Here is a 15,664-nt window from a genome sequence, read left to right on the forward strand (position 1 = left end):
TCACACCTCGCTTATTTCAAACATTGCTTCTGTGCCCGCCTCATTTTCTTCCGCTTCGGGCAACTGTGCTTTTTCAGGCCAATACCGCTGTTTTCGGTATACTGTCTGGCCGCCTTTCGGTTCCATGGCCGCTTTTCGCTCTTTCGGTATTCCTTCGTTGCTGACAATGATATGGGCATTATTCCCGCCCAAACCGAACGCGCTGACCCCGGCCCTGAGTATCTCTTTTTTTCCGTCCCACCGCTTCAGCTCAAGCACAGGATAAAGCGGCGAATCATTAAATTGAAAGCGGGGATTCGGTTTATGGCAATGCAAAGTCGGCGGCAGTTCTTCATTGGCAATCGCCAGCAAAACTTTGATGATTCCCGCCGCGCCCGCCGCACTCAGCAAGTGGCCGATATTGCTTTTGACGCTTCCTACACCGCAAAATTGTTTTTCATCGGAATAAGCAGACAAGACATTGGTTAATCCTTTTAGTTCAATCGGGTCGCCGATCAATGTACCGGTTCCGTGCGTCTCTACGTATGTCATGGTGTCCGGCTCGATTTCCGCTGATTGAACCGCCTGCTCAATCAAGTCCTGCTGCGCCCGGGGATTCGGCGTCGTCACGCCCATTGTGCTGCCGTCATTATTAATCGCAGAGCCGTCAATAACGCCGTATATTTTATCTTCGTCTTCTATCGCTTTTTCAAGCGGCTTCAGCATCAGCACTCCGCAGCCCTCTCCGATTCCTGTTCCGTCCGCATCGGCATCGAAAGATTTTGAACGGCCATTTGGCGATAAGATTCTCGCCGCGCTCATTGTGAGAAAAGGTTTTTCATCAAGCAAAATGTCAACCCCGCCCGCAAAGGCCGCTTCCGCTTCTCCATTTTGAATGGCCTGTACGGCCAAATGAATTGCCGTTAGCGAACTGGAACAGGCCGTATCTACGACCAGGTTGGGCCCTGTAAAGTTATAAATGTGCGCCATGTGTGCGGTAATAAAATTTTGCCCCGCGCCAATAATCGCATCTTTTTGCAAATATTGGAATTTCTGATGAAACGCACCTGCCCTTGCACCGGCAAAAACGCCGATACGGCGGCCCCAGAGATCCTCTTTTTGATAACCGGCATCGGCCAAAGCTTCCGCGCTCACTTCGAGCCACTGCCTTTGCAGCGGGTCTATCATCGGTGCCAGCGTTTCTGAAATATTGAAATACTCCGGGTCAAATTGATCAATATCGTGAATAAAACCGCCCCATTTACTGATGCTTTTTCCTTCTTGATATTCACCCGGCTGATAGTGTTCCCCGGCGTTCCATCTGTCCGGCGGAACTTCAGTGACGGCATCCGTTCCGCTGCGGAGATTCTTCCAAAATTCTTTTATATCCCCCGCTTTCGGAAAATGGCAGGCCATGCCGATGATCGCAACCTTTCCCCGTTTCCCGGGCTTATCTGCCTTTTTTTTGCTCCGTTTCGGCGTCTTCTGCAAAGGGACCTTCTCCGCGGGAACTGCTGCATCTGCCGAAAAAGCTTCCGGACAATGTACGGCTAAATAATCCGCGAGCTGTTCTATGGTAGGGTGTTCCAGAAGGACAGTCGGATCAATTGAAACGGACGGCAGTTTTTGATCGATCTTTGTCAGCACTTGCGCCAGAAAGATAGAATCCATTCCGTATTCCTGAAAAGGCACATCGATATCCATATGCGTTTCATCGATACTCAGCTCTTTTGCCAAAAGCGACCTTAGCCAAGATTGAATATCAGTCCGGTTATGGTCCCGTTTTTTTGTTTCAGGAGGTTTGGAAGCTGCTTTCATTCCTTTATGGGCGGCTGGCTTGGCATTTTCCAGCGCTTTGGCGTCCCAATCATGTTTCACTTGTGCCGGCAGCACGACAGCTCCGGGTCTTTCTCTTAAAATGTAATCAAGCATCTTGAGACCTTCAGCGTCAGAGTGCCGCAGCAATCCCGTTTGCTCATAAATCCCGCTTTTTATATCCCTGCTCATGCCCGTCTCATCCCATGCCGGCCATTGTATGCTAATGATGCCGCTCTCATTGTTTTCTGCAAAATAGTCCATGTAAGAATTAGCCATCGCATAATCGCTCTGTCCCGCCGCAAGAATCGGGACGGCTGCTGAGACAGATGAAAACAGGACGAAAAATGCCGGCGCATCATCCTTTACACTCTCATACAGACTGTGAAGGCCGTCTGCTTTCGGCGCGAGCACCCGCGCGATACTGTCTTTGGATTTGCGGAGAAAAGCAGGGTTTTCACGGTCCGCAATTCCCGCGCAATGCAGAATGCCTCCGACAGGTCCGAGCGTTGTGGTTACCTCTTTTATAAGCCGTCCGACGGCCTGCTTATCCGTCAGATCAACTGCTGAGACGCACACTTTTACACCTTGTGATTCCAGCTGCCGGATAAGCTGTATTTTTTCCGAAACGACAGGGTCTGTTTGCTCAAGATCCCACTCGGTTTTCGGCGGCAGCTCCTTTCTGCCTGTCAGAAGCAGTTTCTTCACACCGTATGCGGAAACGAAATGCTTGGCGCATAAAGCGCCGAGTCCGCGCGTTCCTCCGGTTATCATCAGGACGGCGTCTTTTGGAAACGCAGCCCGGTCTGTTTGCACAGCTTCTGGTTCAATCTGATCAGTCTGCCGAAGAACATAGCTGAAGCGCATGCCGTCCCTATAGCAAACAGCAGACTCCGTTAAGTCTGATTCAATTTCTTGTTTAATAAAAGCAGCTGTCTGCTCCAGCGGCTCTTCAGGATCAATATCGGCGTGACAGGTGAGAATATGGCTGTATTCATGCCGCAGCATGCGATAAAGCCCCGCTTTTTCAATACCGTGCATAACGGCAGCCTTATTTTTGAAGGCTTCAAGCCCTTTTGTAAGATAAAGCATTTTCATGTTTTCTAGTCCGCGGCCGTATTCAATCAGCTGCTGCAGCGATGCCACCCAGCTGATGTCCTGCCGCTTTTGTCGGGAGCCGCAGCCGGTGAAGTCAATAAACCCGGAATAGATGGCCGCGTTCGGACCCTGTAAGAAAGAGATGAGATGATTTTCCTGCACAATGTCAGCATCATTCAGCTGTTTTTTCACCTCGGCGGCAAGGTCTTTTGTATCTTCAGAGACGATGAGCGCTATTTTGTTGTTGAACGGCTCGGATGAAGACAATGCCTCGCACGGTTCCCATGTTTTTTGCAATAATACTGTTTTTTGATTCGAAAGCGGCAGCTGCTCCCGTTTCGGCACCCAATAGCGGTCGGCTCTGAACGGATAGGAGGGCAGGCTGATGCGGCGCGGCTTACTGCCCGTATACAGCTGCTCCCAATCTGTGTCAAATCCGTTTGCCCAGAGCCGCAGCACTTTCCTGTATTTCTTTTTCTCAAGCCAGGCGCTGACGAGGTCAGCCGCGTCTTTATCGTCTGAGAACATGGAGATCGTGTTATTCTCGCGTTTTTTACGGCCGCTGATGATATCTTCGCTGTTTTTTCCCAACAGAAACGCGTTCAGTTTTTCAGTCAGTTCCTCTGCGGAGCCTGCAATGATTCCCAGCCTCGCTTCCATCGCGTCCCGTCCGGTCTGCAGTGTGTATGCGGCATCTGCAAGATCGATATCGCGGGATGATCCGTTCTGGATAAAATCTCGAAGGAGACGCGCTCTTTCTTTCAGCCGCTCTTCATTTTTAGCTGACAAAACAAAAAGAGATGACGCTTTCTCACTGGTTTCCTGCTGTTCCGTCTCACTTCTGCCCATGTATTCTTCAATAACGATATGCGCATTGACACCTCCGAAACCGAATGAGCTTACACCCGCCCGGCGGGGCAGGACCCGGCCGTTTTCATCACGCAGCGCTTCCCACTCCTTTGTTTCTGTCACAATGTAAAACGGACTGTCCTTCAATTTGATATGGGGATTGATGTTCTCGCAATGCAGACTTTTGGCGAGCGTCCGATGTTTCAGCTGCATCAATACTTTGATAACGCCCGCAATACCTGCTGCGAGCTCCAAATGTCCGATATTTGTCTTCACTGAGCCTATCCCGCAATATCCGCCCGGCGCCCCGTCTGTTTGGAAAGCTTTTTTCAATGCATTGATCTCAATCGGATCGCCGAGTGCCGTTCCTGTTCCGTGCGCTTCTATATAAGTGATGGTTGACGGGTGAATACCGGCTTCTTGATAAGCGCTTTTCAGCACATCCGTCTGAGCCTGCGGATTCGGCGCGGTAAGTGACGCTGAGCGTCCGCCGTGATTTTCCGCTGTACCGCGGATGAGGCCGTAGATGTGATCCCTGTCACGCTCAGCCTCTGAAAGCTTTTTCAAGACAATCATGCCGGCGCCCTCTCCTCTGACATAACCGTCAGCCTGATCAGAAAATGTTTTGCAGCGCCCGTCTTCACTGAGCATGCCTGCTTTTTGAAAACCGATATGCCCTTCAGGCGTGACGATCGTGTTGACGCCCCCTGCGACCGCCATATCACAATCTCCCGTTTCAATGGCTTTTACCGCGCGGTGAATGGCGACTAAAGAGCTTGAACAAGCGGTTTCTACCGGCTCGCTCGGCCCGTGGATATCAAGAAAATAACTCATCCGGTTCGGCCCGACGGACGGCACGATTCCGGTCATCGTATACCCCTCGACAGGAAGACCCGCCTTATTGATTAAAGTTTGATATCCGCTTCCCAGTGTGCCGGTGAAAATGCCGGTTTTTGTTCCGGCAATCCGTTTTGCTGAGTACCCCGCGTCTTCAATGGCTTTCCACACATACATCATTAATAGACGCTGCTGAGGATCCATCATTTCAGCTTCTTTCGGAGATATCCCGAAAAACAGCGGGTCAAACCCGGCGATTCCATCTATGAAACCGCCCCATTTAATTGACGTTTTATTTGCATCCGCTGCCGGATCGCCGTAATATTCGCGCCAATCCCAGCGATCTCGTGGAATTTCTGTGATGCAATGCTCTCCTTTTTGTAAACGTGTCCAGAATTCATCTATGTCTTTCGCTTGCGGAAAAATACCGCTGATTCCGATAATGGCTATCGGTTCGGTTTTTTCTTCTGATTTTCCTTTTACGGATACGGGCGTTTCCCGCTTGACATGAACGGCCGCCGGAGCTTCAGCTTTTCTTATTCCGGCTTTTGGAGCGGTTTTTAAACGCTCTCCTTCTAAGCCGCTGAATGCTTCTTTCCATTCAGATATCAAATGGCCGCTCAGTTTGCGCAATGTCGGAAATTCAAAGAAGATAGTCGGGCTGAGCTCAAGCTGATAAGACCGATTTAATAGATTTGTAAATTCAGTGAAGATGATCGAATCAAATCCGTATTCCGTCAGTTCGCTGTCAGCCTCAATATCTTTCATGCTTACCTTTAAAAGATCTGATACATGCCGCTTTAGTTTCTCTTGAACCTGATCTTTCAGATCTCTTGCATCTGCCACTGCCGGAGCTTGTCCGGCGGCGCTTTGTTCTTCGCCCAGATCGAAAATATGGCTGCGGATCCGTTTTTCGTCGCCTTCTGCCACCATGACCTGGTGTTCTCCGGAGGCAAAAGCGGCGTAAAGCGCTTGGATGCCTGAGGCCGATCGCATGGCTTTCATTCCGGTCTGTTCGTACATCAGCCGTTCGGTCTCTTTGTCCACACGCATACCGCCTTCTTCCCAAAGCGGCCAGTTGACAGACAGAGTCTGCCCGCTCCGCCTGTTGTCCCGCACGAGACGGTTCCGGCGGGCTGCATAAACATCCATAAATGCGTTGGCTGCCGCATAACCGGCCTGCCCCGGATTTCCCATGCCTCCCGCTAAGGAAGAAAACAGAATAAAAAAGTCCAGCCGCACATCTTTCGCTGCTTCATCAAGATTGATAAGCCCTTTCACTTTCGGCGCCATGACGGTCTTCCGTTCGTTTTCTGTCTGGTTCAGAATGTAGTTGTCAGCGATCACGCCTGCGCCGTGAATGATCCCGTCGAGTGTTCCGTGCTCCTCCTGTATGCCGCGGACGAGGGCGATGACCGCCGCCCTGTCTGTCACGTCAACCGGTTGATACAATACGCGGGCGCCCGACGCTTCCAAGCGCCGTAAGCGGGCGGAGCGCTCTTCATCAAGCACTTCTGCCCTCCCTGTTAATACGAGGACGGCGTTTTTGACGCGGGAGGCTATTTCTTCAGCGAAAATCAGGCCGATGCCGCCCGCTCCCCCTGTGAGGAGGTAGACCCCTTCGTCTTTCCACGGAATGGCGCCGCTTTGAGGCGCCGGCAGATGACGCCAGTTTCTGACGAGACGTTTGCCGTCTTCATAACGGATTTCCGCTTGTTCAGGATGCGCCCGGTTTTCTTTCAGCTTGGCAAGAAGCGCCGAGGCTGACTCGTCCGGATCAGCTTGGATGACTTGGCCGTACAGCTTCGGATGTTCAAGGTGAGCCGTTTTCAGAAAAGCGGCCAGCCCCGCCAATACATTGTCTTCCCCCCTGTCGGGGACAAGAAGCTGGATCAGCGTTTTTTTCTTCTGTTTTTCTTTGATAAGACGCGTGACGATCGCTGACAGCTCCGCCGCGCAGGCGTCATAACGGTCTTCAATCGGACCTTCGCCGTCAGCCGCACATACGGCGCCGCCGCTTATGTCCTCAGCGTTCATTCCGCCATACAGCGTCACGTATCTGAAAGACTCTTCTTGTCCGCCGCCTTCATCCGGTGGTGATTCCTGCCACTTTGGCTGAAGCAAGAGCGGTTTTTCCTCCGTTTCCTCTTCCAGAAAACGGGCGGTGAGCCCCGTCAATCGGACACATACCGCGCCGTTTTCATCACACAGCTCAATATGATAGGCGCCGTCCGCTGAGGAAAGCACCGCCCACATCGTCTCCCGGCACGCAGAAAACACCTGCATATCCTGGAGGGCAAACGGCAGAAACGGCCGTCCGGACGCGGAACCGTCTGAGAGCACGAGACCGATAGAAGCCTGAAGGGCGGCGTCCAGCATGCTCGGATGCAGGATGAACGGCTCCTTTTCCTCGCGGGCGGACGGCGGAAGAGTGAGCTTCGCGAGCACTTCTCCGTTTCCGGCATAGACGGCGTCAAGCGCCTGATGAGACGGTCCGTAGGTGATGCCGAAGCTGTCGAACGCTTCATAGCACTCAGCCTTTGACAAGTGACGGCCGCCGCAGCGCGCCTGAACCGCTTCTACATCGAGAACAGGAGCACGTTCCGTCTCTTCGAGCACGGCCTTTCCCTGGAAAAAGACAAGCGGCTCTTCTCCTTCGGCATACGCTTCAAAAGCGATGTCTCCGTTTTCTTCCGGCTGAAGCTTTACATGAAGCGTCACTCCTTCAGAAAGCGCCGTCACCGGACGGAGCCAAACGATCTGTTTGAGCCTGACACCCGTTTTCCCGCCGGGCAAGTCTTCAGCAGCCAGCGTAACGGCGGCCCGGGCCATTTCTAAAGCAGCCGCGCCCGGAAGCACCGGTTTTCCATTGACGATATGATCGGCAAAAAACGGTTCATGCCCTGAAAAAACAGAAGTAAAGCGCTGGGCGGTCAAGGTCGATGTATTCGCGTGGAGCAGCGGGTGAAGCTTTTCACGTTCGTCTGAATTCCGGCTTTCAAGCTCTCCCTGAAGACGATCGGACGCCCAATACGTCTGCCTGGCAAACGGGTAGCCCGGCAGATTGCCGATTCGCGGCAAAGGTCCGCCATAAAGCAAGTCCCCTTCGATTTCATAACCTTGACAATAAAAATCTGCCAGCACGCATAACAGCTCCTGATACTTTCTATGGTCAGAATATGAGGCGCTGCACTTGCCGAGCACTTCTATTATGTGCTCCTGAATATGCTGACGGCCTGCAAAGTGCTGCGGTACTTTTCCCGAAAACACATAAGGATGATGTTCATTAAGCTTTGCCTGCTTCCATACATACACTGCGTCATCAGCATCTTGCACTACGATGGCGGTGCGATGGTTAAAGTGATGCCGTCCTTTTAACAACGTATAGCTGAGCTGGGCTAGATCATTTTCTTTCAGTCCGCCATTTTCCGCCCAAGTGATCATATCTTCGATTTTTTCCTGAAGGGCCTCCTTTGTTTTTGCAGACAAAGTCAGTAAATATGCAGGGGCATCCGGATGAGGTGAAGCGCTGCGCTTATAGCTTTCCATAACGACATGGGCGTTTGTTCCGCTCATCCCGAATGCGCTGACTGCCCCCATTCGGTTTTTACCCGGCAGAGAAGGCCACGCTTTAGCCGTTTTATTCACATAAAAAGGACTCTTCTCCCAGTTGATATAGCGGTTTTCCCCGCTGCAATGCAGACTGGCGGGAATCATTTCACGGGAGAACGCCTGTAAAAGACCGATCAAACTGACAATGCCTGATGCGGCAAACGTGTGGCCGATATTGGTTTTAATTGATGTGAGCGCGCAAAAAGCTTCTTCGTTTGTATAGGCAGAAAATGCGTCATAAAGCGCGTTAATTTCCACCGGATCACCGAGTTTTGTACCCGTGCCGTGTGTGACGATATATTCGATATCTTCAGGGTTGATACGCCCCCGGTCATAAACGGAAGTAAGCAGCCGGGTCTGCGCGACGCCGCTCGGAGCGGTAATTCCGTTTGTTTTCCCATCATAATTGATGCCGCTCGCCCGAATCACCCCGTAAATCGGATCACCATCTTTTTCCGCCTCTCTCAGCGGCTTCAGAACAACCGCCGCGGCCGCTTCCCCCGGAACCATGCCGTCAGCCCTTTTATCAAACGCGAAGCATGTCCCGTTTTCCGACAGCATTCCGGCTTTATCTATCGTTTCAAAAAAGTCCGGGGTATTCATGATATTCACCCCGGCCGCAACAGCTGTTGTGCACTCTTTATTCTGCAGGCTTAATACCGCCTGATGGACAGAAACGAGCCCCGAAGAACATGCTGTATTTATCGCCATCACAGGACCGGATAAATTCAAGTGATAAGCCAGCCGCGCCGCCAAAATACCGTTATGATGAGACGTGACATTGCCTTTGTCCCGTGTTAAAAGGTGATAATCTCCTTCTTCCGCCCCCACAAACATACCGATCGTCTGCTGCTTGATGTGACTGGCGCCGTAGCCGGCGTCCTCAAGGGCCCTCCACGCTTCCTGAAGAAGCAGCCGCTGTTTCGGATCCATCGTTTCAGCTTCCCTCGGCGATATTTCAAAAAATAAAGGGTCGAATTCGTCCGCCCCCGGTACAGCGCCGAGTTTCCATTTTGAACTTGTGAAGCCTTTTTTTGCGACCGGTGCGACAACGTCCTTTTCCTGAAACAGAATGTCCCACAGCTCGTCCGCCGTGCGCGCCTGAGGAAATCGGCCGCTCATGCCGATAATGGCAATGGAATCAGCTGCCTGACTGCCATCGGTTCCGGCGTTCAGCTTATTTCTTCCCCTCTGCTTCTTTCGCTTTTCCGTTCCTGACTTTTCAAAGACAGATTGATCTGCGGATTCAGGTTTCTTTTCTTCATAGATATGCTCCATGACGGACTTGTGTTCCGTCAGAAAATAGCGGACGACCTTCTCCAGTGTGGAATGTCCGAAAAACAGGGCCGGTGTCACTTCAATTCCGTAATGAGCGGACAAAGAAGAGGCGAATTCCGCCAAACTGATAGAATCAAAGCCGAAATCAGCCAGATTGTCAGCGTCCGTCAGTCTGTTCTTGTCTATTTTCAAAAGCCCCGCCGCCAGTTCTTTCACATCCCAGCTTACGCATTCTTCCAGTGTAAAGCCTTTCATTTCACTCCGCCTTCCTGAAAACGGGACGTTCCTGTTTACAGAACCCGAAATCGGCCGTTCGCCTTGATCTATCTGCAGGAAGCGTTTGGCCCTCGACGGAAAACCGGCCAGGACGAGATACTGGCTGGACGGCTGGACTAACAATGTTTCAAAAGCTTCGAGTCCTTCCTCAGTGTATAAATAACGCTGTCCGCTTGATTTTAAATACATATCGGTGCTTTCCGCCGTGCCGACATGCATCCCCCCTTCTTTCCAAAGCGGCCAATTGATTGCAAGTGACTTGCCGCTTCTGAGCCCGAGGCTCACAAGTTTATCCCGGTGACGGACAAAAGCCATTTGGAAGCGATTCCCCATCGCGTAGTCACAAGAACCGAAGTCTCCTAAAATCGCTGAAGAAGAAGAGAAACAACAGAAGAAGTCAAGCGGCTCCCGTGACAGAACCTGATCTAACACCGCGGTGCCGTCCGCTTTTGGCGATAAGACTTGCTGAAAGGTTTGCAGATCTTTCTCCAGAATGCTTTCAGTGCCTTGAAGACCTGCAGCGTGAATGACACCGTGAATCGGCCCGCATCCTTTCTCTTTCACTTCTTGCAAACCTTTCTCCATCTGGGCCTGATCTGCGGCATCCGCCTGCACGTAAAACACCTTGGCGCCTGATTCTTCCAATCTCTTTATCTTGTTCAGCACCGGGCCGGCTGCCGCTGATCTCCCCGTCAAAATGAGCGTAACCGGTCCTTTTTCAGCGAAATATCCGGCAAATAACAAGCCTAATCCCCCGCATCCGCCGGTAATCAAGTACGTTTTTCCGCTTTTTATCACACGCTTCTCAACAGGGGCAATATCCGTCTGCTTCATTTCCATGACGTGGCGGATCTCCCCACTGTACATGACACTGCGGAACGAGTCGCTGTGAAGTTCTTCACATACGTTATGGATCAGCTTTTCAAACGGTCCTTTTTGTTCAAAATAAACCGCGGCCGTATCCGTCTCCGGCAGGATCAGTTTCAGCGACCGTTCCAGCCCGATCCATGACTCGGCGTAACTGATATCGGTATCGCTCCCGCACTGAGCGGAAAGAAGGATCCGCCTCGGTTTAGAACGCAAAGAAGCAGCTGCGCGGATCACATGATACAGAACGGAATAGTCTTTCACGGCCTTTTCATCTTCAAGCGGCCATCCATATAAAACGGCATCCGCTTTGCCTGCAGCCGTTTCAATATGCCGAAACGTTTCTTGATATGCTTGTCCGTCAGTGATTTTAATTTGATAATGCGTGTTTGAAAGCTTTTGAGTTTCCTCACCCTGTGAAATAAAAAACACGCCGGCTCCCGGATAAAGGGTTTGTAAAGACTGATAAGCATGCTTTCTGGCAGCTTCTCCCGTAAGAAAACAGATGACCGTTTTCAGCTCTTCATGAATGGATTTCTTCAGAGGCTGCTGAGTCCACATTTCTTCAAATATCATCATCTCGGATTGTTCCTCTTGCCCGTGATCCTGCTGAGACGGCTGTCTCATTCTTATCCCTTTGATTTCTGCGCAGACAGTGCCGGTTTCGTCACAAAATTGAATGTCACAGCCGGTTTGATTCTTTTTATTCATATACATCCACATGCCGGATGAGCACGGACGCATGACGCGCAGTTCTTCAACCGCTTCAGGCACGATATGGACTGACGGCTCCGTTTTTGCCAGGACATGAAAAGCTGCGTCCAGAAATTCCGGCGGCAGATGATATCCCGGATTACGGCCGCTTTCATCTGTGAGAGCAAGCTTCGCCCAAACCGCACTTTCTCCCGCATAAAGCTTTTCAACGGTGCGGAACTCCTTACTGATCGTTACACCTGATGTGCCTGGTGTTTCATAATCGAATGACAGCGGGCGGCAGTCTTTTTGTAAGGAGGCAATATCAAGCACGCGGGATGGCTGTATGTTCCCTTGTCCGATGGTTCCATAATGATGCAGCTTCTCTTCGTCACTGTATATTTCATAATGGATGCCTTCCTCGTCTTCAGACAGAAGGGAGAGATTGACGCCCGCGCCGTGATGTCCGCCGGTAATCGGGTCAGTCCATGCCGCCGTTCGGATCCATATCTCTTTTTCTTCAGAGCTGTCTGCCGCATGATGAAAAGCCGCAAGCGCCATTTCTAAATAAACGGCTGCCGACAGAACCCGCTCCCCGCTCACATCCTGGAAAACGTGTTCCCGGCCTGTAAAAGATGTATGATAGCTTTGCTCCGCCAAGGTTGACGTATTTTCATGCAGGAAAGGATGCACATATTCAGTTGTTCCTGTTTTTGGTTCTTCCCGCTTCATCCAGTAGCTTTCTTTTGCAAATGGATAAGACGGCAGACTGATACGATGCGGCAGCGCGCCTTTATATAAAGATGCCCAATCGACGGGCGCCCCGTGAACCCAGGCATTCAAAAGACTGTCAAATTGACGTTTTTCCATCCATTCACTGACTGTGCCTCCCGTCTCCGTGACAGCACTATCACTCCGGCCCGTAAACACCCCGCTTACAGAACCGGAATTATTCAGAAAAGCAATCAGCTTCTGTTCCAATTCAGAAACAGAGTCCGCTGTCATCGCCAGCCGTTCTTCCATCGGGACCCTGCCGACTTGAAGGGTAAATGCCGCGTCAAGCAGATTCGCATCTGTAATTGTTCCGTGTCCGGCGGCATCCGACAGCAACAGAGCCCGCTCGCGCAAGCGGTCTTTATCTTTTGCCGATAAAACAAAAAGCGCCGGACGGCCGGTGTCTGCCGAAGTCATTTCAGCCGGTTCATACTCTTCTATCAGCAGGTGGGCATTTGCACCGCCCGCTCCGAAAGAAGATGTACCCGCGATTCTCGGATATTCTCGTGTTACTCCTTCAGATTCTATGACCGGCCGTCTCCATTCCGCTGTTTCCTGCTGCACGATAAAAGGAGAAGTTTCAAAATCAATTTCCGGGTTCAGCTGCTTTGAATGCAGCGACGGCACCAGATATCTGTGTTTCATCTGAAGAAGAATTTTGGTGACCGCAGCAATGCCCGCCGCACTTTCCAGGTGTCCGATATTGGATTTAACAGAACCGATGGAACAAAATTGCTTTGCATCCGTATAGCGGCGGAAAGCCTTGGTTAACCCTGCGATTTCAATCGGATCTCCCAAGGAAGTGCCGGTGCCGTGGGCTTCCAGATAGCTGATCGCTCTCGGGTCAATCCCTGCCCGCTCCATCGCGTCTGCGATCACTTCTCCTTGTGCATTCGGATTCGGAACGGTGAACCCGTTCGTTTTGCCGCCGGCGTTCAGAGCGCTTCCTTTAATGACACCGTATATATGATCATGATCTTCAACAGCCTTTTTCAACGGCTTTAACACGATACAGCCGACGCCCTCTCCGTCAACAAACCCGTCAGCCTTATCACCGAACGCTTTGCACGCGTTTGACGGTGACAGCATTCTCATAGAAGAAAGTCCGATATAATGAACCGGATCTGTAATCAGGTTTACGCCGCCGGCAATCGCGCATTCAGATGCACCTGTTCTGATGCTTTCTGCGGCGAGATGAATGGCGGTTAAGGATGAGGAGCATGCGGTATCGACCGCGATGCTCGGACCGTGAAAATCAAACACATAGGATACGCGGTTCGGGATAAAGTGGTAGTGGGCCCCTGTCGGATAGTTGCCGTTCATAACACCCGCAAAGACACCAACCTTTTTACCGGCGCATAGTGAATCAGGGGTATATCCGGCATCCTCCAGGGCCGCATAAGCTGTTTCCAGAAACAGTCTCTCCTGCGGGTCCATGCGCTCCGCTTCTTTCGGGGAGATTTTAAAAAACAGCGGATCAAATTTATCAATATCTGTTAAAAAGCCGCCCCACTTTGTATACATCCGGCCTTCCTTACCTTTTGTCTCATCATAGTAGTCCCGCCAATCCCAGCGGTCTTTCGGAATTTCGGTGATTCCGTGTTCACCGGTCTTTAACCGTTCCCAGAACTCATTAACATTTTCAGCTCCGGGATACCGTCCGGCAAGACCGACAATTGCCAATTCAAAGTGTTTTGACGGCGGTTCGGAAGCGGGCGGCGCTTTTTCAGAAAAAGATGCCGCTTGGCGCTTCGTCAATCCGGCGCTTTTTTTACGGCTTTGCTTTTTCTGTAAAGTGTGCGGCGCCTTTTCGGCTTCTTTATTTGTCTTGAAAATCCCAGCCATATCTTCCTGTCTTGAGCTGACGAGATAGTCCGCTAATCCGCCGATTGTCGGATACTCGAAGAACAAAGTGCTGCTGATATCAGGGACGTCTTCCCGCACGCGGTTGGTCAGCTGTACGATTAAGATGGAATCGATTCCGTATTCTTCAAGGGGCGTATGGGCTTGAACGTCCTCAATCGGCATCTTTAAGATGGCGCTGACGATCTGTTTCAGGTACTCTGTGCTTTTTTCAAGCAAAGAGCCGGATGATGCCGCTTCAGTATGAGGGACTTCTTCAGAAAATTGCGCATGCAGTTCGCGCTCCTTCGTTTCAGCCAAGAATGCGGCAAGCTCTCCTATCGTCCGGTATTCAAAAAACAGCGTGCTGCTGATATCAGGGACGAGATCCCGCAGCTCATTCGTCAGCTGAACGATCAGAATAGAGTCAATGCCGTATTCATCCAGAGGAGCCAGCGGATTTATCTCTTCTGCCGGCATTTTTAATACTTTTGCCGCAGCCCTTATCAGAAAAGCCGCTGTCTTTTCCGAAAGCCCCTCTCCCGCTTGTTTGATGGGGAGCTGACGATCAGAGGATGTTTGCGGTACGTTTGATTGGCGCTTTTGCGCGGTGTAAACTTCCCTGCTCTGCCTGATGACTCCGTTGCTTTTCGCCGTGATAATCTGCTGGGTGTGCAGACGTTCGTTTTCAGCCGGAAATTGAATGGAATGAAAACCTTCAGCCATTAAAACGGATTTCCATGTTTCCGGATAAAGACCGGGACACCCCGGAATCCGCAGCGCCTCGTCTTCGTACAGCCACCAGCCCTCTAATAAGCCGAATGTAACATGTGTAAACGGCGTATGCCCGCCCAGTTCATTAACGAGCAGCAAACCGTCCTTTTTCAATACGGCTTTTGCCGTCCGTAAGGTTTTCCGGATATTTTTGGTGGCATGCAGCACGTTTGCGGCAATAGCGATATCGTAGGTTCTCAGATGTAATCCCTGGCCCGCCGCAGGCTGCTCCACATTAAACAGCTGATACGTCAAATACGGATTGTCCGCGCCGTATTCCTTTTCGGCATGCATTAAAAAAGCTTTTGACAAGTCGGTATAACAGTATTCCTGAATATGGTTTTGATAGGGGCGGAGCTTTTTAAACAGTGTGCTGCTCGTTCCGCCGGTGCCCGCTCCGATCTCCAGCAGACGGATGTTTGCTTCAGGATTGTTTTTCATTACATTTTCCACATACATACACGCTTCATTTGCCAGCACATCGTTGTAATAATCAGCGAGAATGTTATGCTTATAGATTCCTTCAACAAGCTCCATTGAAGAATCGGGAAACATCACGTCAGTGGCTTTTATTTTGCCTGTTAAAATGTCAGGCAAAGCTTGAATGACGGTATCCGCCAGCAGAACCTGCGCTTTCATATCCGGATCTTTCAGCCATTCGTTTTTCTTCTTATGCCACTCTTCCCAAACCGCGGCCGTTTCACCGCTTTTAAAATCGCTGTCTAAAAGACGGATGCTTTCTTCCAGCCAGCGTTCATATAAAGGCAGACAGGAAGCCGCCGGCGCTTCGCCGGTCAGACCCATTGAACGCAGCGTCACCCGCAGCACTTGCAGCAAAAGCCGATTCAATTCTTTCATTTGATTGCTTATTTCTGTTCTTAAGGATAACTGTGTACGGTCTTTTTGTTTGTCTCCCTTACCCAAAACCTTATCCTCCTAAGAAAATTAAATTTGCTCCGTCATTTTGACA

Annotated in this window: 1 protein-coding gene; it reads right to left on the reverse strand. The window is 51.0% G+C overall.

Annotated elements, in window-relative coordinates; genetic code table 11:
• Entirely contained in the window at window positions 1-15,618 is a 15,618-nt protein-coding gene (locus NYE28_RS12645; RefSeq protein WP_342490087.1) for an SDR family NAD(P)-dependent oxidoreductase, read from the reverse strand.
• Between the last annotated feature and the right edge of the window lie 46 nt (window positions 15,619-15,664).

The organism is Bacillus sp. FSL R5-0443 (assembly GCF_038608285.1).
Lineage (GTDB): Bacteria > Bacillota > Bacilli > Bacillales > Bacillaceae > Bacillus > Bacillus velezensis.